The sequence below is a fragment of the Pseudomonas sp. F-14 TE3623 genome, from assembly GCF_053629015.1.
Map to the genome: position 1 here is coordinate 1,625,337 of NZ_JBRJHM010000001.1, position 20,562 is coordinate 1,645,898.

Sequence of the window (20,562 nt, forward strand, 5' to 3'; positions counted from 1 at the left end):
ACGCAACGCCCGGTCTGGCTTTTGTCAGGCCGGGCGTTTGCCGCTTTCAGACCCCTCGGGTTTCACCGTGGGGCAGTAACAGGTAACAAGACATGGCAAAAGAATACAGCCGTACCCAACGTATCGGCGATCAGATGCAGCGTGAGCTGGCACAGCTGATCCGTCGTGAAGTCAAAGACCCGCGCGTCGGCCTGGTCACCATTACCGCTGTTGAAGTCAGCCGTGACGTCGGTCACGCCAAGATCTTCATCACCGTGATGGGCCAGGACAGCGCTGAAGACATCGCGCAAAGCATCAAGGTGCTCAACTCCGCCGCAGGTTTCCTGCGTATGCAGCTGGCTCGCGAAATGAAGTTGCGCAGCGTTCCGCAGTTGCACTTCCATTACGACGAAAGCGTCGTGCGTGGCGCGCACCTGTCGGCCCTGATCGAGCGTGCGGTGGCTGAAGACAATCAGCACCCGGTAGCGGCTGAACCCGAAGACGCCAAGGAGTAATCGGTGGCTCAGGTCAAACGTATCCGTCGTAACGTCAGCGGCATCATCCTGCTCGACAAGCCGTTGGGGTTTACCTCCAACGCCGCGTTGCAGAAGGTCCGCTGGTTGCTCAATGCCGAGAAGGCCGGGCACACCGGCAGTCTTGATCCGCTGGCCACCGGCGTGCTGCCGTTGTGCTTCGGTGAGGCCACCAAGTTCTCGCAATACCTGCTCGATTCCGACAAGGGTTATGAAACCCTGGCGCAACTGGGCAAGACCACCACCACGGCCGATGCCGAAGGTGAAGTTTTGCTGGAGCGCCCGGTGACCGTTGGTCGCGCCGATATCGAAGCTGTGCTGCCGAAATTTCGTGGGCAAATCAGTCAGATACCACCGATGTACTCGGCGCTCAAGCGTGATGGCCAGCCACTGTACAAGCTGGCCCGTGCAGGCGAAGTAGTGGAGCGCGAACCGCGTTCTGTTACTATTGCGCGCTTGGAATTACTGGCCTTCGAGGGTGATACTGCGCGGCTTGCGGTGGATTGCAGCAAAGGCACCTATATCCGCACCCTGGTGGAGGATATCGGTGAGCAACTCGGTTGTGGCGCTTACGTGGCTGAATTGCGACGTACCCAGGCCGGGCCTTTCACGCTTGCACAGACAGTCACTCTGGAAGAGCTTGAAGCGGTACATGCCGAAGGCGGCAACGAAGCGGTCGACCGCTTTCTGATGCCATCGGACAGCGGCCTGCTGGACTGGCCACTGTTGCATTTCTCGGAGCACAGCGCGTTCTACTGGCTTAACGGCCAACCGGTACGCGCCCCGGATGCACCGAAATTCGGCATGGTACGGGTACAGGATCACAACGGTCGCTTCATCGGTATCGGTGAAGTGAGCGAAGACGGGCGCATCGCGCCACGTCGACTGATTCGGTCAGAATGACCGAACGAGTGTGGCTGTTAACAGGCACGGTCACTACTCATTTTTAGATACAGGGATTTGTCCCTGGCCTGTTGAAGCTGTTTCTTTGAAACAGTTTCCTGATAAAAGGATTGCCTCATGGCTCTCGACGTTCAAGAAAAAGCTCAAATCGTAGCTGACTACCAGCAAGCTGTTGGTGACACTGGTTCGCCAGAAGTGCAAGTTGCACTGCTGACCCACAACATCAACAAACTGCAAGGTCACTTCAAGGCCAACGGTAAAGATCACCACTCCCGTCGTGGTCTGATCCGCATGGTAAACCAGCGCCGTAAGCTGCTGGACTACCTGAAAGGCAAGGATCTGGGTCGTTATCAGGCTCTGATCGGTCGCCTGGGTCTGCGTCGCTAATAAGCGATTGCGCTAGAGGTTGGTTGTCTGTCGTGCGTCAGTGGGTTTCCCGCTGGCGCATGGCAGGCTCCCAGCCTCAAGTTTTATCTGGATATACGTTTTACCCTGGACAGGCGTTGGGCCGATTCCCGACATTGCCCAAGAATTTCGCAAGAAGACAAGTTCCCCAAGAGCCACAAAAGAAGGTAGGACACCGTGAACCCGGTAATCAAAAAATTCCAGTTCGGTCAGTCGACCGTTACCCTCGAGACTGGCCGTATCGCCCGTCAGGCCTCCGGCGCAGTATTGGTCACCGTTGACGACGACGTCAGCGTATTGGTGACCGTCGTTGGTGCCAAACAAGCCGATCCAGGCAAGGGCTTCTTCCCTCTGTCCGTTCACTACCAGGAAAAGACTTACGCTGCCGGTAAGATCCCTGGCGGTTTCTTCAAGCGTGAAGGCCGTCCTTCCGAGAAAGAAACCCTGACTTCCCGACTGATCGACCGTCCGATCCGTCCGCTGTTCCCAGAAGGCTTCATGAACGAAGTGCAGGTTGTCTGCACCGTCGTTTCCACCAGCAAAAAGACCGATCCGGACATCGCTGCGATGATCGGTACCTCGGCTGCCCTGGCCATCTCCGGCATTCCTTTCGATGGCCCGATCGGCGCTGCCCGCGTTGCGTTCCATGAAAGCACCGGCTACCTGCTGAACCCGACTTACGAACAGCTGAAAGCTTCGAGCCTGGACATGGTCGTTGCCGGTACTTCGGAAGCCGTGTTGATGGTTGAATCGGAAGCCAAAGAGCTGACTGAAGACCAGATGCTGGGCGCTGTACTGTTTGCTCACGACGAGTTCCAGGTGGTGATCAACGCCGTCAAGGAACTGGCCGCTGAAGCTGCCAAGCCAACCTGGACCTGGGCTCCTCAGCCAGAAGCCACCGCACTGCTGGGCGCTATCCGTGCCGAGTTCGGCGAGGCGATCTCCCAGGCTTACACCATCACCGTCAAAGCCGACCGTTATGCACGTCTGGGCGAGCTGAAAGACCAGGTTGTTGCCAACCTGTCCGGTGAAGAAGGTCAGCCGACTTCCGCTGAAGTCAAAGCGGCTTTCGGTGAAATCGAATACCGCACCGTTCGCGAAAACATCGTTAACGGCAAGCCACGTATCGACGGTCGCGACACCAAGACCGTACGTCCGCTGAACATCGAAGTCGGTGTTCTGCCCAAGACCCACGGTTCGGCACTGTTCACCCGTGGCGAAACCCAGGCCCTGGTAGTCGCGACTCTGGGTACTGCCCGTGACGCACAGCTGCTGGACACCCTGGAAGGCGAGAAAAAAGACCCGTTCATGCTGCACTACAACTTCCCTCCGTTCTCGGTAGGTGAGTGTGGCCGCATGGGTGGCGCTGGTCGTCGCGAAATCGGTCACGGCCGTCTGGCCCGTCGTTCGGTTCAGGCCATGCTGCCTGCTGCCGACGTGTTCCCGTACACCATTCGTGTTGTGTCGGAAATCACCGAGTCCAACGGTTCGAGCTCCATGGCTTCGGTCTGTGGCGCTTCCCTGGCTCTGATGGATGCCGGCGTTCCGATGAAGGCACCGGTTGCCGGTATCGCCATGGGTCTGGTTAAAGAAGGCGAGAAATTCGCCGTCCTGACCGACATCCTGGGCGACGAAGATCACCTCGGCGACATGGACTTCAAAGTAGCGGGTACCGCCAAAGGTGTTACCGCGCTGCAGATGGACATCAAGATCAAGGGCATCACCGAAGAAATCATGGAAATCGCTCTGGGCCAAGCCCTGGAAGCGCGCCTGAACATCCTCGGTCAGATGAACCAGATCATTGGCCAGTCGCGTACCGAGCTGTCGGAAAACGCTCCGACCATGATCGCGATGAAAATCGACACCGACAAAATCCGTGATGTCATCGGTAAAGGTGGCGCGACCATTCGTGCGATCTGTGAAGAAACCAAGGCTTCGATCGATATCGAAGACGACGGTTCGATCAAGATCTTCGGCGAAACCAAGGAAGCGGCTGAAGCAGCACGTCAGCGCGTTCTGGGCATCACCGCTGAAGCCGAGATCGGCAAGATCTACGTTGGTAAGGTTGAGCGCATCGTCGACTTCGGCGCATTCGTCAACATCCTGCCGGGCAAGGACGGTCTGGTTCACATCTCCATGCTGAGCGATGCTCGCGTTGAGAAAGTGACCGATATCCTGAAAGAAGGCCAGGAAGTGGAAGTACTGGTACTGGACGTGGACAACCGCGGCCGTATCAAGCTGTCCATCAAAGACGTAGCAGCAGCCAAGGCTTCGGGCGTTTAATCACCCCCTTCGCCTGACCGCTTCAACGTTATAAAAAATGCCCCACCGTGAAAGCGGCGGGGCATTTTTTTGTGTACAGAAAAATATCTGAGCAAGCTCCCTCGCCACAAGTTGCCGGACCCCGAAGCCAGTGCTAGGTTTAGCCCACAGCCCGTGTAGCTCAGCCGGTAGAGCAGCGCACTCGTAACGCGAAGGTCGCAGGTTCGATTCCTGTCTCGGGCACCATTCTCTTCTTCACTTCACCTTTCTGCTCAGGTCCTCGACGGTGCGCTTGAGTTGATCCATCGCGCGATCCTGATCGCTGATCTCCCGTTTGAGACTGGAGATTTCGCTGTTGTTCGAGCTTGAGCTGGAGCCGTTGTTGCGCTTTAGCTCTTCCACTTGCTTGCCAAGGTTGTTCAGATCGCGCTCCTGCTCATTGATCGTGCGCTTGAGATCGTCAATCTCCTTGCTGCTGGAGTTTGAGCTGGAACCGCTGTTGCGTGTGAGTTCTTCGATCTGACGGGCCTGCTCGCTGAGGGTGCGCTTCTGGCTTTCCAGTTCGGTGGCATTGGCCTTCACGGTTTTTTGCAGGTTTTCCAGATCATCGATGCTGACACTGGTTCTGACGAGCGTGTCCTTACCGAATGAATTGTGGAGGGCGGAGATTTTGTCGGAGTACATCGAAGGGTCAGAGGTGACTTCGACAGCCGCTTGAGCGGCACTGGCCAATGTCAGGCTGCCAAGCAGCAGGGCAGCGGTGGCAAGCTGGGCAGACGAAAGCTTCGAAAAACTGCGCATCACTGGGGTTCCTTGTGAAGTGACGATATGGCACATCGCTACGACTTGGGATTTCGACTTATGTTCCAAGGCCTCCTGCACCTTATGTTCGTGGCTTTTTGTGGGATAGATGTAAAGACCCGTGTGCATCCTCGACAAAACGTCCTATATTCGTTGTCTGCATGAGCATCGCCCAGCAGTTTTCAGATGATCCCGAATGGTTCTGAAGGCCAGACAAACCGGGCTTCAAACGGTTTTTTGCGTCAGAGAGATCCTTGATGATCCAGATCCATCTTCCATTCCCCAGATCAGCGAGAACGCCATGACCGTTAAAGAATTGACCCAAGAAGCCAGACACGAAGAAGCACTTAAAAAGTACCTGCTTGAGTCGCCTCAGTTGGCCGAAGAGATCAAGGACTTGCCAGCCGACGATCGGAGAGACCAGATCCAATGGGCGTTCGAGGATGAGGCGGAAGCTCAGGGCTTGCAGCCGTGGGAATTGACGCTCAAATACACCACAACCCCGGAAGAGTTCGAGGCCGCGCGCCTGGCGCTGCACAAGGAGGCGGCCGAGGTATTGGGCGTGGAGTGGGAAGAGTACTGCGAGATGAACAATCTGGTGGTCTAAAAAAATGCCAGCCTTCATCAGGCTGGCATTTTTTATTATCAAAGGCGTGATCAGAGGCTTAAACGCATCGACAGGTCCACAGCCTTCACATCCTTGGTCATCGCACCAATCGAAATATAATCCACCCCGGTTTTGGCGATTGGCAGCAATGTACTTTCGTTGATACCGCCACTGGCCTCCAGTTTTGCCTTGCCGGCGTTTAAACGCACGGCTTCGCGCATGTCATCCAGGCTCAGTTCATCGAGCATGATGATGTCGGCACCGGCCGCCAGTGCTTCCTTCAGCTCCGCCAGGCTTTCCACTTCGATCTCCACCGGTTTGCCCGGGGCGATCTTGTGCGCGGCTGCGATAGCCTCAGGAATGCCACCGCAGGCGGCGATATGGTTTTCCTTGATCAGAAAGGCGTCATACAGGCCGATGCGGTGATTGTGGCAACCCCCGCAGGTCACGGCGTATTTCTGGGCCAGGCGCAGCCCCGGCAGGGTTTTGCGGGTATCTAGCAACTTCACCTGAGTCTCGGCGACGAAGTCGGCCAGGTGCTGCGCGCGAGTGGCCACGCCGGACAGCATTTGCAGGAAATTAAGAGCACTGCGTTCACCCGTCAGCAGCGAGCGCGCCGGGCCTTCGAGATGGAATAGCACCTGATTGGGTTTCACCCGTTCGCCGTCGCGCACCTGCCAATGAACGGCAACCCGCGGGTCCAATTGCCGGAAAACCGCATCCACCCACGCGGTGCCAGCAATGACAGCCTCATCGCGGGTGATGATGGTGGCTTTGGCCAGGCGTTCGGCCGGGATCAGTTGCGCGGTGATGTCGCCGCTGCCGATGTCCTCGAGCAACGCACGGCGCACGTTGGCTTCGATTTCGGCGGTCAAATCGGCGAGACGTAGATTCGGCATAACGGGCTCCACAAACAAAGTGGCCCGATTATAGGGCCATGCTGCGAGGCAACCCAAGGCATCAACGGCCATTCCATCGTTCGCCAACCTGCATTTGGTCGATTCGCGCGAGCAATCAGTGCTAAGCAAGGGGCTCTCATAAACGTCTATTTCTTGGGGAAGGGCAGAGTCTGCTGGCACAAGGAGAGTCTTTTGCAGATAATTCGCCTTGCATTTGACGTCATAGCTTTGACGTAGCTTTGGATTCCCGATTATTGAATGACAACGGGTGGTGACTGTCCCCGTTGAGCGTCGGCTGTGTGGCCTGCGTACTCGATCTTTCTTACCGAACCGAACCGAAGAATCACCGTTTCAGGAGGCTTGGATGCACAACGACGGGAATGTAGTGCCTTTGCACAAGGCCGCTACCGACCAGGCGACTCACTCGCCGCTCGCCCGCCTGCCCGTGATTCTGCTTCAGGTTCGCGACAAGGCCGCTCAACAGCTCAAGCAAGGTTTGCAAGAGCTGTTCGATAACGCCGACGACACCCTGTTTGAAATGGCCGACCGGGCCCGAAACAATGTCGAGCAAAACATCTTCTTCGAGGCCATGCGCGATTTGCGCCTCAAGCGCAAAAGCATTGAACGGGGATTTCTCGAGCAATATTTCGAGGCCTTCGTCAGCCTCGCGCAGTACGACAGTTCTCACGCTGGCTTGCCCCGGGCATTGGCTTTCGATGCCTCGGCGTCGATGCCCGATGACGACATGGAGCGCAACGTGGCGGTGGAGGCCATGGTCGGCAAAGTGCTGAATCGCGACGGTTTCGCCCTCGACCAGCTCACCGCCCGACTCAGCACACTGTTGAGCAAGACACTGGTCGAACAGCACAACCCCTTGGGGCCGACGCTGCTCTGCGAGTATTTCTTGCAGGCCGGGCGCAACCTGGGCATGGAGATCAAGGTCAAGCTGATCATCCTCAAGTTGTTCGAACGCTATGTGCTCAGCAATGTTGATCAGCTTTACGCCGAAGCCAATCAACTGCTGATCGCCACCGGCGTGCTGCCGGACCTCAAGCCCGCCCCGGCGCGGCGTGCCACCGATCGGGCGGCTGCGAGTGTTCGTGCTGACCCCGCCGAGACAGGCGTGAGGACTGGCAATACACAGATCGACGAGGGCGTGCAGGAAGTCTTCGCCGCCTTGCAGGAATTGCTGTTCCACGTGCGTGGCAGCGTTGCGCCGACCCTGGAAGTCAGTGCCCAGACCCAGCCTATTTCCACCCGCGACCTGCTGCGCCTGCTCTCGCACTTGCAGCAATACGTACCGGACCTGGCCGCTCCGGACGACTTCGATCTGCGTAATCAGCTTGAACAACTGCTGACCCGCGTCAGCGTCAAAAGCGGCAAGTCGCGCGTGGTGGGGGTGGCCGACGAAGACGTGATCAACCTGATCGCCATGCTCTTCGAATGCATCCTCGATGACCGTAACCTGCCGGACTCCCTCAAGGCGCTGATCGGCCGTTTGCAGATCCCGATGCTGAAAGTCGCGGTGCTCGACAAGAGCTTCTTCAGTCGTAGCAGCCATCCGGCCCGGCGTTTACTCAACGAAATCGCCGCTGCGGCCATGGGCTGGGGCGAGTGCGATGACCATGAGCGCGACAGCCTGTACCTGCGCATCGAGCAAGTGGTGCAGCGTTTGCTGAACGATTTTGTCGATGACCCGGCGATCTTTTCCGAATTGCTGGCGGATTTTCTCGCCTTCACCAGTGACGAACGCCGTCGTAGCGAATTACTCGAGCAACGCACCCGCGACGCCGAAGAAGGCCGTGCCAGGACGGATCTGGCGCGTCAGCGCGTCGAGCAGGTGCTGAATCAGGTGTTGGTGGGCAAGGTACTGCCGCACAGCGTGGTGGCGTTTGTCCAGGAAGCCTGGAGCAAAGTGCTGTTGCTGACCTGCCTCAAGCACGGTGATCAGTCCGCCGAATGGCATGCCGATGTGCAGACCATGGCGCAATTGATCTGGAGCGTGCAACGCCATGACGAACCCGACGCGAGCCTGCGCTTGTTGTCGCTGGTGCCGGGGTTGCTCAAGTCGTTGCGCGATGGCTTGAACAGCTCGGCATTCGACCCGTTCGCCACCGGCGAGTTTTTCAGCGAGCTGGAAGTTTTGCACCTTCAGTTGTTCGAACGCCCGGGCCAGAAAAGCACGGCTGTTGACGCACCGATGATGGTCGAAGTGCAGCAGGAAATCGTGCTTCGCACCGCTGACGAAGGCCCGGTCGAAACGGCATCAATGCGTTTGCCGGAGGACGATGTTGCTCTGCTTCAGGTAGATCAGCTGCACCTGGGCTGCTGGGTCGAGTTTCAGGAGGACGAGGAAAACACCCTGCGCTGCAAGCTGGCGGCGATCATTGAAGCCACCGACAAATACATCTTCGTCAACCGTACCGGGATGAAAGTGCTGGAGCACAGCCGTACCGGTCTGGCTCTGGAGTTCCGGCGTGGCGCGGTGCGAACGCTGGACGACACCTTGCTGTTCGACCGGGCGCTGGAGTCGGTGCTGGGCAACCTGCGGCGTCTCAATCGCGGCAAGTGATCGCGCGCCGAGGGTCTATCGCGGCATACTGGGCACCAACACAGTCGTCGTTGAAGGAACCTGTATGCAGTTGGACCCCGCGAGCGGTTGGTGTCAGGGCGTGCGCATATGCCCCTCGCCCAACTTCAATGCGCGCCCCGAGGGCGAAATTTCCCTGCTGGTGATCCACAACATCAGTCTGCCGCCAGCGCAGTTTCTGACCGGCAAGGTGCAGGAATTTTTCCAGAATCGTCTGGATGTCACGGAACATCCCTACTTTGCAGGGATCGCCGACCTGCGGGTGTCTGCGCATTTTCTGATCGAACGTGACGGCACCGTCACTCAGTTTGTCTCTTGTCTTGAGCGCGCCTGGCACGCTGGCGTCTCGTGTTTCGAAGGACGGGAAACCTGTAATGATTTCTCCGTGGGCATCGAGCTTGAAGGCACGGATGATCTGCCGTTCACCGACGAACAATATCAAGCGTTGACGGCCCTGACCCGACAGCTGCAAAGCGCCTTTACGGGTATCACCGCACAACGCATCTGCGGGCATAGCGACATCGCACCCGGGCGCAAGACTGATCCGGGACCGGCATTTGACTGGGCACGCTATCGCGCGGCTCTGGCAAACGCTGCTCTGGAAAAAAAGGAGTAACAATGAGTTTTCTGGTGCTGCTGTTGGCGGTGTGGATCGAGAAGTTCTCGGCCCTGCGCCATCAGGTTCAACGTGATGGCGGTTGGGTGCGCGAGCTGCACAAGCTTGAAGCCAACCCACGCATGACAAACCGTCCGTGGCTGATACTGGTGGTGCTGGTGTTGTTGCCGGTGGCGCTGCTGGGTTTGCTGTTGGTAGTGCTGGAGCCGGTAGCCTACGGTTTACTGGCGTTACCGGTGCACCTGCTGGTGGTGATTTACAGTCTAGGCCGAGGTGATCTGCTGGCCGGCCTCGGGCCGTTCCGCGATGCCTGGCGCCGGGAAGACCTGCAAGCCGCCGCCCATGTGGCCAAACGCGATCTGAATATTTGCGCCGACAACGGCGAGCAACTGCTGGAGCGAGTTGAAGGGCATCTGCTGTGGCAGGCCTATCAGAGCTTTTTCGCGGTGATCTTCTGGTACTTCCTGCTGGGCCCGGTTGCTGCGTTGAGCTATCGACTGCTGGCGCTGGCCGAGGAGCACGGGCAGAACCCGGCCGTGGTCGAGCGAGCGGCACAGCTGCGTCATGCGTTCGATTGGGTACCGGTGCGACTGCTGGCGGCAAGTTTTGCGCTGGTCGGCAACTTTGTCGCGGTCGGCCGGGTGATGCTGCACGAGCTGCTGAACTGGAACATCAGCGCCGCCCAACTGATCGAGAAGGTCGGCTTGGTGGCCGGTGAAATTCCGGCGCCGGTAGTCGGGCCGGACGGCATCAACAGCCTCGACCGGATCTGGGAACTGCTGCTGCGCGCGGCAGTGCTTTGGTACGCCGGGTTCGCGTTGTGGACTGTTTTGTCCTGATTTCTGCTTTGAATTGAAAAGATCGCAGCCTTCGGCAGCCCCTACAGGGATCGTGTGAATCTGTAGGAGCTGCCGAAGGCTGCGATCTTTTTCGTTAACCTTAAGTTACAAAACCCTCCGCCGATTTAGGCTATACAGAGATAGCGCCAATAGTGGCTATCTGCTGTCTCTGTGCGCCTGCCATAAAAATAAGAATTCAAAGGGAGACTTCACAGTGAAGAGCTTGCTCTATCCCGCCGTCGCGCTGATGAACCGCCTGAGCTTCGGCATGAAGTTCAGCCTGATCAGCGTGCTATTCCTCGTGCCGATGCTGGTGACCAACTTCTATCTGGTGCGCGATTCCTATCGCGAATTCCAGGGCACACGGGTCGAGCTGCAAAGCCTCGACCTGTTGGGCAGCGGCCTGAGCCTGCGCCGGGATCTGGAAACCCTGAACAACCTGGTGCAGATCAACGTCATCCTTGGCCAGTCCGGCAAGGCGGGTCATGTCGAGTCGAATATCAGTGCTCTGGAGCAAAGCGTTCTGACCCGTTTGCAAGGGCTGGCGGCGATGACCACTGACCCGGAGCAAATCACCTTTTTCGATGGTAAGCGCGATGAAATGATTGCCGCGTTCAAGGCCCAGCAAACGGAAACCTCCCTGCAAAGTAAAAGTGCGCTGATCGGCAAGTTGCTCGGTAATGCGCAGATTTTCAGCCAGATCATTGCCAGTCAGGCCGGCCTGAGCCGCGACAGCCAGAGCGACATGCGTCAGCTGAGCGAGCTCATTACCAACGTCACGCCGGCCGTCACCCAGACGCTCGGCGACGGCCGGGCGATGGGTTCTTACTCGTTGGGGCAGGGCTTCCTCAATTCGGCGTCGAGCACCCGTTTCGATGAGTTGCTGGCGCAGATCGAAAAGCTTCAGGCCGAATATGGTCTGAAATTGCAGGATGCTCTGGGCTCCAGTAAAGCGGCGCACGAAACCCTGGCCGCTCAGGCCGAAAGCAGCAAGGCCTCTCTGAAAAAGGCCAGTGAACTGTTCGAAGAACAAGTGGTGATGGCTGACACCCTCGATGCACCGTGGCAGGCCTTTTACGATCAGGTTACGGGCCTGATCGACCAGACCTACCAACTCAATGAAGCCACCTTGAAGTTTCTCGGTACCCAGTTGCAGCAGCGGCTGGAGCAACATCGCACCCACATGATTTTGCAGGCGGTGGCATTGGCGGTGGTGTTTGTGTTGATTTTTTACCTCTATGGCGGTTTCTACGCCTCGACCCGCACCACCCTCAAGCGTCTTGGTGCGGTGATGGACAAGGTGGCGGCAGGCGACATGACCGTGACCTTCAGCGCCAACAGCCGCGATGAATTGGGCGAGTTGGGCGAGGTATTCACCGGCACCGTGAAGAAGATCCATGACCTGATCGAGCGCGTGGGCCAGACCGTCAGCGAGGTCGAGCGCCAAGCCGGCCAGGTTGAAAACGTGTCCGCCCAGAGCAATCAGGCAGTGGCGGGGCAGCGCACGCAGATCGAGCAGGTTGCCACCGCGATGAATCAGATGTCAGCCACTTCCCTGGAGGTGGCGCGCAGTGCCGCGGCGGCCGTCAGCAGCGCCCACAGCGTCAACGACGAGACCATTAGCGGTCGCGGCCTGGTGGAGTCCCAGCAGGGCAGCATCGCTGCACTAGCCAGTGAGATCGATCAGTCGGTGCGGGTGATCAATCAACTGGCCAGCGACAGCCAGTCCATCAGTCGTGTGCTGGAAGTGATCAAAAGCATCGCCGAACAGACCAACTTGCTGGCGCTCAACGCGGCCATCGAAGCCGCGCGCGCGGGCGAGCAGGGCCGTGGTTTTGCGGTGGTGGCGGACGAGGTCCGGACCCTGGCCAAACGCACCCAGCAATCGACCGAAGAAATCGAGCAGATGATTGCCAAGCTGCACAGCGGTGTCGGGGCGGCGGTCAAGGCGATGGGCACCAGCCATCAGATGGCCAATGGCACGGTCGGGCAGTCGGAAAAGGTCCAGCAGGCGCTGGAAAACATCCTCGGCGCCGTCGGCATGATCGTCGACCAGAACCAGCAGATCGCTGCCGCCGTAGAGCAGCAGACCGCCGTGGCTCACGACATCGACCAGAATATTGTCGAGATCAACCGCGCTGGTGAGCGTACCGCCGACGGCGCGCACCAGACTGAAAATGCCAGCCGAGCGTTGTCGGCGCAGGTAGTGGAACTCAAACAATTGATAAGCGCGTTTCGGGTTTAAAAAGCACCCCGGAACAAATGTGGGAGCGGGCTTGCTCGCGAAGAGGTCGTCACATTCAACATTGAGGTGACTGATAAACCGCTTTCGCGAGCAAGCCCGCTCCCACAGGTATTGCGTGAATCAGTGGATTACCAGTTAAACACCTCACACGCATTGGCGGTGCTGGCGGTAGCCAATTGTTCGGGGCTGATCGCCATGAGGGTGGCCAGTGCCTCGCAGATCGCCGGTAAATGGGCCGGGCTGTTGCGTTGACCGGGGAACATGGCGGGGGCCATGTCCGGTGAGTCGGTTTCCAGTACCACCGATTCAACGGGCAAACCGGCGAGCACTCGGTGCATGCGCAGGGCCTGCGGCCAGGTCGCGGCGCCGCCGAAGCCGAGTTTGAAACCCAGCTTGATGTATTCGCGCGCCTCTTCCTGGCTACCGGCGAAGGCATGGATGATCCCCGCCCGTTTCAAGCGAAACCGTTTGAGCGTGGCAATCACCGCCGCATGGCTGCGTCGCACATGAATCAGCGCCGGCAGATTGAAGTCCGCCGCCAGTTGCAGTTGGGCGTCGAACAACGCTTGCTGGCGTTCACGATCCAGGGTCTCGATGAAGTAATCCAGACCGATCTCGCCCACCGCACATAGCTGTCGATGGCCCGCCAGGCGCGTCAGCCAGTCACCGAGTTCGGTCACATCCTCAGGGCGATGGTCATCCAGATACACCGGGTGCAAACCGAACGCGGCATGCAGATCGGGATCGCTTTGCACCAAGTCCCAGACCCGCTGCCAATTGGCCTGATAAACCCCCAGCACCACCATCCGCCGCACGCCGAGGGCGCGGCTCTCGGCCAGCAGCGCCTGACGATCCACGTCGAAATCCGGGAAATCCAGATGAGTGTGGGTGTCGATCAGTTCCACGGCTCAGTCCTGATGAATTCGCTGCTTGAAGGTCCGCGCGATGGCCTGCACGCCGGGTTGGTAATCGGCCTGTTCAATGGCTGCCAACGCTAGTTGCAGCGCCTTGTCGGCGATCAGCTGATGCTGCTGGGACATGGCGTTGACCGGCAGTGGCAGGAAGTCCAGCAACTGCGTATCACCGAAAGTGCCCAGACGTAGCGGGCGGGACTTCAGAGGGAAGTCGTGCAAGGCATCGAACACGCCCTGAAGCAACACGTAGGAGGTGGTCACCAGCGCATCCGGCAAATGACCCAGGCGCTGAAGCAATTCTTCCATCAATTGTTTACCGCACTCACGACTGAACGACTCGCCGTGTTCGATCAGCGCCTCGCCTTTGAAACCGTTCAGCGCTTCCTTGAACCCTGCCGCCCGTTCCTGGCTGATACTCAATTCGGGACGGGCACCGATCAGCGCGATCTGCTTGGGCAATGGGTTCAGCAGGCTGCGGGTAAGCTGCAGACTGGCTTCGCGGTCGTCGCTGATCACCGAGCAAAAGTGCTCAGGCTCCATCACCCGGTCGATGGCGATGATCGGAATGCCTTTGGCCTGCAATTGCCGATAACTGTCGTCGCCGGCCGGCAGGCAACTGGCGACGATCAGCGCATCGCAGCGGCGGGCGCGGAACAGTTGCAGTAATTGCCGTTCGCTGTCCGGCGCATCGTCGGAGCTGGCGATCAGCAGTTGATAGCCGCGAGCCCGGGCGCCTTGTTCCAGCAGTTTGGCGATTCGCGCGTAACTGGGGTTTTCCAGGTCCGGCAGAATGAAGCCCAGAGTGCGGGTGTGCCGACTGCGCAACCCGGCGGCCTGAGGGTTGGGTGTGAAGCCATGTTGTTCGACCACCGCCCGCACGCGTTCGACGGTGGCGCTGCTGATGCGTTGCTGTTCAGCCTTGCCGTTGATGACATAACTGGCGGTAGTCACGGAGACGCCGGCCAACTGTGCAATATCACTGAGTTTCAACCCGGGTTTTCCTTATTTGTTCGAGCTTGCCCGACATTTTCGCCAATCCTACCCGATTCGGGCAGGCGACCATTGTCGCAGCAGATCCGACAATTGGACTTCAAGGATGAGACATTATCGAGTAACGTGCCTAACATTCTAGATTAAACGTTTCAGCAGGCGTATTTTCTACGTTAAAGGTCGCTTTGGTCGGTTCTGCCGCGAAACCGCCAAAACTGCCCCTGAAAAGGCGCTCCCAAGGGCCTAAGCTGAATCAATCAAAACAATACCTGGCGTCACACGGCGCCAAAAAGGAGAAAGCATGCTCGAGCTCACCATAGAGCAGATATCCATGGGCCAGTCGGCTGTGGATAAAGCCACCGCCCTGCAATTACTCGCTGACCGACTTGTGACCGATGGCCTGGTGGCGGATGGTTACCTTGCGGGTTTGCAGGCCCGGGAAGTCCAGGGCTCGACCTTTCTCGGCCAAGGTATTGCCATCCCACACGGCACCCCGGAAACCCGTGATCAGGTGTTCGCCACCGGTGTGCGGCTGATGCAGTTTCCTGACGGCGTGGACTGGGGCGATGGTCAGATCGTTTATCTGGCGATTGGTATCGCTGCCAAATCCGATGAACACTTGCGCCTGCTGCAACTGCTGACCCGCGCCCTCGGTGAAACCGATCTGGGCCAGGCCCTGCGCCGCGCCAGTTCCGCCGAAGCCTTGTTGAAACTGCTGCAAGGCGCACCGCAAGAATTGGCGCTGGACGCACAGATGATCGGCCTTGGTGTTTCCGCCGATGACTTCGAAGAACTGGTCTGGCGCGGTGCCCGCTTGCTGCGTCAGGCCGATTGCGTGAGTAACGGTTTTGCCGGCGTCTTGCAGCAGGTCGACGCGCTGCCGCTGGGCGATGGCCTGTGGTGGCTGCACAGCGAACAAACGGTGAAGCGTCCGGGCCTGGCGTTCGTTACCCCGGACAAACCCATGCGCTACCTCGGCCAGCCGTTGAGCGGGCTGTTCTGCCTGGCCAGCCTCGGTGAAGCCCATCAGGCATTGCTCGAACGTCTTTGCGCGCTGCTGATCGAAGGCCGTGGTCATGAGCTGGGCCGTGCCACCAGCAGCCGCGCGGTTCTGGAAGTCCTCGGCGGTGAGGTGCCGGCGGATTGGCCGAGCGCACGCATTGCCCTGGCCAACGCCCACGGTTTGCATGCGCGCCCGGCGAAGATTCTCGCGCAACTGGCGAAAAGTTTTGAAGGCGAAATCCGCGTGCGCATCGTCGATGGTCACGACAGCGCGGTGTCGGTGAAGAGTTTGAGCAAACTGCTCAGCCTTGGCGCCCGTCGCGGTCAGGTGCTGGAATTCATCGCCGAACCGACCATCGCCGCCGATGCCTTGCCGGCCTTGCTGGCGGCCATCGAAGAAGGCCTCGGTGAAGAAGTCGAGCCGCTGCCGGCAGTGAGCCAACATCGCGAAGTGATCGCCGATGTCGCCGAAGTGCTGCTTGCACCGGCCTCCGGCAGTCTGATTCAGGCGATTGCTGCTGCCCCGGGGATCGCTATCGGCCCGGCGCATATTCAAGTGCTGCAAGTCATCGAGTACCCGCTGCGCGGTGAGTCCGCCGCCATCGAGCGCGAACGTCTCAAGCAAGCGCTGACGGATGTGCGTCGCGACATCGAAGGCCTGATCGAGCGCAGCAAGTCCAAGGCGATTCGCGAGATTTTCATCACCCACCAGGAAATGCTCGACGACCCTGAACTGACTGACGAAGTCGACACCCGTCTCAAGCAAGGCGAAAGCGCCGAAGCAGCGTGGATGGCGGTAATTGAAGCCGCCGCCAAACAACAGGAATCGCTTCAGGACGCCTTGCTCGCCGAACGTGCCGCCGACTTGCGCGACATTGGCCGTCGGGTACTGGCGCAATTGAGTGGCGTCGAAACCCCGGCCGAACCAGAGCAGCCGTACATTCTGGTGATGGACGAAGTCGGCCCGTCCGACGTGGCACGTCTTGATCCGGCACGCGTGGCGGGAATCCTCACCGCTCGTGGTGGCGCCACGGCCCACAGCGCCATCGTCGCGCGTGCCCTCGGTATTCCGGCGCTGGTGGGCGCCGGTGCCGCGGTGTTGCTGTTGAAACCGGGCACGCCGCTATTGATCGATGGTCAACGTGGTCGCCTGCACGTGGACGCCGATGCCGCGATCTTGCAGCGCGCCACCGAAGAACGCGACACCCGCGAACTGCGCTTGAAAGCCGCCGCTGAACAACGCCATCAACCGGCGCTGACCACGGACGGCCACGCGGTGGAAGTGTTCGCCAATATCGGTGAAAGCGCCGGCGTCACCAGTGCGGTGGAGCAGGGCGCCGAAGGCATTGGCCTGCTGCGCACCGAACTGATTTTCATGGCCCACTCGCAAGCGCCAGACGAGGCGACTCAGGAAGTCGAATACCGGCGCGTACTCGATGGCCTGGCCGGTCGACCGCTGGTCGTGCGCACCCTGGACGTCGGTGGTGACAAACCGCTGCCGTACTGGCCGATCGCGAAAGAAGAAAACCCGTTCCTCGGCGTGCGTGGCATTCGCCTGACCCTGCAACGTCCGCAGGTCATGGAAGCGCAGTTGCGCGCCTTGCTGCGTGCGGCTGACAGCCGTCCATTGCGAATCATGTTCCCGATGGTCGGCAGCGTCGATGAGTGGCGCCAGGCGCGGGACATGACCGAACGTCTGCGCCTGGAAATCCCGGTTGCGGACCTGCAACTGGGGATCATGATCGAAGTGCCGTCGGCCGCTTTGCTGGCGCCGGTGCTGGCCAAGGAAGTGGATTTCTTCAGCGTCGGCACCAACGACCTGACGCAATACACCTTGGCCATCGACCGTGGTCATCCGACCTTGTCGGCCCAGGCTGACGGCTTGCATCCGGCAGTGCTGCAACTGATCGACATCACCGTGCGTGCGGCTCATGCTCATGGCAAGTGGGTCGGCGTGTGCGGTGAGCTGGCGGCCGATCCGCTGGCGGTGCCGGTGCTGGTGGGCCTGGGGGTGGATGAGTTGAGCGTGTCGGGCCGCAGCATTGCCGAGGTCAAGGCACGCATTCGTGAACTCAGCCTGACCCAGACTCAAACCCTTGCCCAACAGGCCTTGGCCGTGGGCAGCGCGAACGAAGTTCGTGCATTAGTGGAGGCCCTGTAATGGCCAAGATCTTAACCCTGACCCTTAACCCGGCGCTGGACCTCACCGTCCAATTGCCGCTACTTACCCCCGGTCAGGTCAATCGCAGCGACGAAATGCACACCCACGCCGCCGGCAAAGGCGTGAACGTGGCGCAGGTGCTGGCCGACCTCGGGCATCAGCTGACCGTCAGCGGTTTTCTCGGGGAAGACAATCTTCAGGCGTTCGAAACCCTGTTTGCCAAACGCGGTTTTACCGACGCGTTTGTCCGTGTCCCCGGCGAGACCCGCAGCAACATCAAACTGGCAGAAAGCGATGGGCGCATCACCGACATCAACGGCCCGGGGCCGAGGGTCAGTGAAGCGGCGCAGCAGGCCTTGCTCGATCGACTCGATCAGATTGCTCCTGGGCATGACGCGGTCGTCGTGGCCGGTAGTTTGCCCCGTGGCGTGAATCCTCAGTGGTTGCGGGAGTTGATCCAGCGCTTGAAAAAACGCGGTTTGAAAGTGGCGCTCGACACCAGCGGTGAAGCCTTGCGCGCAGGTCTGGCGGCCGGTCCATGGCTGATCAAACCCAACACCGAAGAATTGGCTGAAGCGCTGGGTTGCGAGGTGGTTTCCGTGGGCGCCCAAGCCGAGGCGGCGAGCCGCTTGCATGCGCATGGCATCGAACACGTGGTGATTTCCGACGGTGCCGACGGGGTGAACTGGTTCAGTGTCGGCTCGGCCATGCACGCCACGCCACCCAAGGTCAGCGTGGTCAGCACTGTCGGCGCGGGGGATTCGTTGCTGGCGGGCATGCTGCACGGTTTGCTCAGTGCCGATACGCCCGAGCAAACCTTGCGCACCGCCACCGCAATTGCCGCCATGGCCGTTACCCAGATCGGTTTTGGTATCGGCGACACCGCGCAACTGGCGCACCTCGAACAGGGCGTGCGCCTGCGCGCCCTGACAGAACAATAAGAGGGTTTGCAATGAAGTTAGCCATTGTTACGGCCTGCCCGAACGGCATGGTCACCAGTGTGCTGTGCGCTCGTCTGCTCGATGCAGCGGCCCAGCGTCAGGGCTGGAGCACCAGTGTCGAAGTCGTTGATGCGGCCCATCCGGAACGTCAACTGTCGGCTGCGACCATCGAGGCCGCTGAGTGGGTGTTGCTGGTCACCAGCGCGCCGGTGGATATGTCACGGTTCGTCGGCAAACGCGTATTCCAGAGCACCCCGGCCCAGGCCCTGCAAGATGTTGAAGCGGTGCTGCGTCGCGGGGTGGAGGAGGCCGAGGTTTACGTCGCGCCCGAAGCCGCCGCCGAGCCGGCTGCCGTGGTTAAAAATGCGCCACGCCTGGTGGCTGTCACCGCGTGCCCGACCGGCGTCGCCCACACCTTCATGGCCGCCGAAGCCTTGCAGCAAGCGGCCAAACGTCTGGGCTACGACTTGCAAGTGGAAACCCAAGGCTCGGTCGGCGCGCGTAATCCACTCAGCGCAGAGGCGATTGCCGATGCCGACGTGGTGCTGTTGGCGGCAGACATCGACGTTGCCACCGAGCGGTTCGCCGGCAAGAAAATCTATCGCTGTGGCACCGGCATTGCGCTGAAACAAGCCGAAGCGACGCTGAACAAAGCCCTGGCCGAAGGCAAACAGGAAAGCGCTTCGACCGGCGCCAAAGGCCCGGCCAAGCAAGAAAAGACCGGCATCTACAAACACCTGCTGACCGGTGTGTCGTACATGTTGCCGATGGTGGTGGCGGGCGGACTGATGATCGCCTTGTCCTTCGTGTTCGGTATCACCGCGTTCAAGGAGGAAGGCACGCTGGCGGCTGCGCTGATGCAAATCGGCGGCGACACCGCGTTCAAACTGATGGTGCCGCTGCTGGCGGGCTACATCGCTTACTCGATCGCCGACCGCCCGGGCCTGGCGCCAGGGATGATCGGTGGTTTGCTGGCGAGCACCCTGGGCGCCGGTTTCATCGGCGGGATCATAGCCGGCTTCATCGCCGGCTATGCGGCCCAGGCGATCAATCGCTATGCGCGTTTGCCGCAGAGCCTTGAGGCGCTGAAACCGATCCTGATCATCCCGTTGCTGGCGAGTCTGTTCACCGGTCTGGTGATGATCTACGTGGTCGGCAAACCGGTAGCCGGGATGCTCGCGGGGCTCACGCACTTCCTCGACAGCATGGGCACCACCAACGCCATTCTGCTCGGTGTGCTGCTGGGCGGCATGATGTGCGTCGACCTCGGCGGGCCGATCAACAAAGCGGCTTACGCGTTCTCGGTGGGGCTGCTGGCGTCGCAGAGTTATGCACCGATGGCCGCGACCATGGCCGCCGGCATGGTGCCGCCGATAGGCCTTGGCATCGCCACGTTCATTGCCCGGCGCAAGTTCGCCCAGAGTGAGCGCGAGGCCGGTAAAGCGGCGCTGGTGTTGGGGTTGTGCTTTATCTCCGAGGGGGCGATTCCGTTTGCGGCGAAAGACCCTTTGCGGGTGATTCCGGCGAGCATCGCCGGCGGTGCGCTGACCGGCGCGTTGTCGATGTACTTCGGCTGCAAACTCATGGCGCCGCACGGTGGGTTGTTCGTGATGCTGATTCCGAATGCAATCAACCACGCGCTGTTGTATTTGCTGGCGATCGTGGCCGGGAGCTTGCTGACGGCGGTGACGTATTCGGTGCTCAAACGGCCTGAGACGGTGGAGTTGGCAGTAGAGCCAGTCAGCGCCTGACCCCAATCCCTTGTGGGAGCGGGCTTGCTCGCGAAAGCGGTCTGACAGCCAGCATTAATGTTGAATGTTAAACCGTCTTCGCGAGCAAGCCCGCTCCCACAGGGATCGGCAGACTTTTGTGTCA

At 59.7% G+C, this 20,562-nt stretch carries 16 protein-coding genes, 1 tRNA gene and 1 pseudogene; 14 read left to right on the plus strand and 4 right to left on the minus strand.

Annotated features, from left to right (window positions below; translation table 11 throughout):
- The first annotated feature begins 92 nt into the window (after positions 1–92).
- The 5 genes from rbfA to AB7M29_RS07280 all read left to right on the plus strand — a co-directional run bounded on the left by rbfA (position 93) and on the right by AB7M29_RS07280 (position 4,328).
- A complete protein-coding gene (rbfA, locus tag AB7M29_RS07260; protein WP_030128077.1) occupies positions 93–494 on the plus strand; it encodes a 30S ribosome-binding factor RbfA in 402 nt (133 codons plus the stop codon).
- A 3-nt stretch (positions 495–497) separates the two neighbouring features.
- Positions 498–1,415: a tRNA pseudouridine(55) synthase TruB gene (gene truB, locus AB7M29_RS07265; protein WP_007900465.1), complete on the plus strand. Its 918-nt coding sequence runs from the start codon at positions 498–500 to the stop codon at positions 1,413–1,415.
- A 117-nt stretch (positions 1,416–1,532) separates the two neighbouring features.
- Positions 1,533–1,802, plus strand: a complete 270-nt coding sequence (rpsO, locus tag AB7M29_RS07270; RefSeq protein ID WP_003176135.1) for a 30S ribosomal protein S15 — start codon at positions 1,533–1,535, stop codon at positions 1,800–1,802.
- Positions 1,803–1,997: 195 nt separating this feature from the next.
- A complete protein-coding gene (gene pnp / locus AB7M29_RS07275; RefSeq protein ID WP_052965657.1) occupies positions 1,998–4,103 on the plus strand; it encodes a polyribonucleotide nucleotidyltransferase in 2,106 nt (701 codons plus the stop codon).
- A gap of 149 nt (positions 4,104–4,252) precedes the next feature.
- Positions 4,253–4,328: transfer RNA gene (locus tag AB7M29_RS07280), tRNA-Thr, on the plus strand.
- A 9-nt stretch (positions 4,329–4,337) separates the two neighbouring features.
- On the opposite strand, the gene AB7M29_RS07285 is transcribed toward AB7M29_RS07280, so the two are convergent.
- Positions 4,338–4,883, minus strand: coding sequence for a hypothetical protein (locus AB7M29_RS07285; protein ID WP_217857603.1), 546 nt, complete (start codon positions 4,881–4,883; stop codon positions 4,338–4,340).
- Between the two features lie 301 nt (positions 4,884–5,184).
- Between AB7M29_RS07285 and AB7M29_RS07290 the strand changes: the two genes are divergently transcribed.
- The gene (locus AB7M29_RS07290; protein WP_454246617.1) at positions 5,185–5,490 is read left to right on the plus strand and encodes a DUF6388 family protein; all 306 of its coding nucleotides are present in this window, start codon (positions 5,185–5,187) and stop codon (positions 5,488–5,490) included.
- 50 nt (positions 5,491–5,540) lie between these two features.
- On the opposite strand, the gene nadC is transcribed toward AB7M29_RS07290, so the two are convergent.
- Complete coding sequence (gene nadC / locus AB7M29_RS07295; protein WP_217857605.1) at positions 5,541–6,389, minus strand: carboxylating nicotinate-nucleotide diphosphorylase; 849 nt, start codon at positions 6,387–6,389, stop codon at positions 5,541–5,543.
- Positions 6,390–6,753: 364 nt separating this feature from the next.
- Between nadC and AB7M29_RS07300 the strand changes: the two genes are divergently transcribed.
- From AB7M29_RS07300 to AB7M29_RS07320, 5 genes and pseudogenes are all read left to right on the plus strand, one after another.
- The gene (locus tag AB7M29_RS07300) at positions 6,754–8,961 is read left to right on the plus strand and encodes a DUF1631 domain-containing protein (protein WP_454246618.1); all 2,208 of its coding nucleotides are present in this window, start codon (positions 6,754–6,756) and stop codon (positions 8,959–8,961) included.
- Positions 8,962–9,025: 64 nt separating this feature from the next.
- On the plus strand, positions 9,026–9,595 hold the full coding sequence (gene ampD / locus AB7M29_RS07305) for a 1,6-anhydro-N-acetylmuramyl-L-alanine amidase AmpD (protein ID WP_217857607.1): 570 nt from the start codon (positions 9,026–9,028) through the stop codon (positions 9,593–9,595).
- Positions 9,596–9,597: 2 nt separating this feature from the next.
- Positions 9,598–10,434 carry a regulatory signaling modulator protein AmpE gene (gene ampE, locus AB7M29_RS07310; RefSeq protein WP_217857608.1) on the plus strand — a complete coding sequence of 279 codons (837 nt, stop codon included), beginning with the start codon at positions 9,598–9,600 and terminating at the stop codon, positions 10,432–10,434.
- A 1,183-nt stretch (positions 10,435–11,617) separates the two neighbouring features.
- A pseudogene (locus AB7M29_RS07315) lies at positions 11,618–11,821 on the plus strand (HAMP domain-containing protein); the annotation flags it as partial.
- 153 nt (positions 11,822–11,974) lie between these two features.
- Positions 11,975–12,679, plus strand: coding sequence for a methyl-accepting chemotaxis protein (locus AB7M29_RS07320; protein ID WP_401175982.1), 705 nt, complete (start codon positions 11,975–11,977; stop codon positions 12,677–12,679).
- A 128-nt stretch (positions 12,680–12,807) separates the two neighbouring features.
- Here AB7M29_RS07320 and AB7M29_RS07325 read toward each other — a convergent pair whose 3' ends face one another.
- Positions 12,808–13,584, minus strand: coding sequence for a TatD family hydrolase (locus tag AB7M29_RS07325; protein ID WP_217857610.1), 777 nt, complete (start codon positions 13,582–13,584; stop codon positions 12,808–12,810).
- 3 nt (positions 13,585–13,587) lie between these two features.
- Positions 13,588–14,583: a catabolite repressor/activator gene (cra, locus tag AB7M29_RS07330; protein WP_217857611.1), complete on the minus strand. Its 996-nt coding sequence runs from the start codon at positions 14,581–14,583 to the stop codon at positions 13,588–13,590.
- Positions 14,584–14,884: 301 nt separating this feature from the next.
- Here cra and ptsP point away from each other — a divergent pair, with 301 nt between their 5' ends.
- The 3 genes from ptsP to AB7M29_RS07345 are packed head-to-tail and all read left to right on the plus strand — an operon-like array spanning position 14,885 to position 20,438.
- Complete coding sequence (ptsP, locus tag AB7M29_RS07335) at positions 14,885–17,746, plus strand: phosphoenolpyruvate--protein phosphotransferase (protein ID WP_454246619.1); 2,862 nt, start codon at positions 14,885–14,887, stop codon at positions 17,744–17,746.
- Entirely contained in the window at positions 17,746–18,687 is a 942-nt protein-coding gene (pfkB, locus tag AB7M29_RS07340) for a 1-phosphofructokinase (RefSeq protein WP_217857613.1), read from the plus strand. Before ptsP ends, pfkB begins: the two co-directional genes overlap by 1 nt.
- An 11-nt stretch (positions 18,688–18,698) precedes the next feature.
- Positions 18,699–20,438, plus strand: a complete 1,740-nt coding sequence (locus AB7M29_RS07345) for a PTS fructose-like transporter subunit IIB (RefSeq protein WP_217857614.1) — start codon at positions 18,699–18,701, stop codon at positions 20,436–20,438.
- Positions 20,439–20,562 lie beyond the last annotated feature (124 nt).

Coding starts and splice junctions, on each gene's coding strand:
- rbfA (WP_030128077.1), top strand. CDS start 93: ATGGCAAAAGAATACAGCCGTACCCAACGTATCGGCGATCAGATGCAG.
- rpsO (WP_003176135.1), top strand. CDS start 1,533: ATGGCTCTCGACGTTCAAGAAAAAGCTCAAATCGTAGCTGACTACCAG.
- AB7M29_RS07285 (WP_217857603.1), bottom strand. CDS start 4,883: ATGCGCAGTTTTTCGAAGCTTTCGTCTGCCCAGCTTGCCACCGCTGCC.
- AB7M29_RS07290 (WP_454246617.1), top strand. CDS start 5,185: ATGACCGTTAAAGAATTGACCCAAGAAGCCAGACACGAAGAAGCACTT.
- nadC (WP_217857605.1), bottom strand. CDS start 6,389: ATGCCGAATCTACGTCTCGCCGATTTGACCGCCGAAATCGAAGCCAAC.
- AB7M29_RS07300 (WP_454246618.1), top strand. CDS start 6,754: ATGCACAACGACGGGAATGTAGTGCCTTTGCACAAGGCCGCTACCGAC.
- ampD (WP_217857607.1), top strand. CDS start 9,026: ATGCAGTTGGACCCCGCGAGCGGTTGGTGTCAGGGCGTGCGCATATGC.
- ampE (WP_217857608.1), top strand. CDS start 9,598: ATGAGTTTTCTGGTGCTGCTGTTGGCGGTGTGGATCGAGAAGTTCTCG.
- AB7M29_RS07320 (WP_401175982.1), top strand. CDS start 11,975: ATGTCAGCCACTTCCCTGGAGGTGGCGCGCAGTGCCGCGGCGGCCGTC.
- ptsP (WP_454246619.1), top strand. CDS start 14,885: ATGCTCGAGCTCACCATAGAGCAGATATCCATGGGCCAGTCGGCTGTG.
- pfkB (WP_217857613.1), top strand. CDS start 17,746: ATGGCCAAGATCTTAACCCTGACCCTTAACCCGGCGCTGGACCTCACC.
- AB7M29_RS07345 (WP_217857614.1), top strand. CDS start 18,699: ATGAAGTTAGCCATTGTTACGGCCTGCCCGAACGGCATGGTCACCAGT.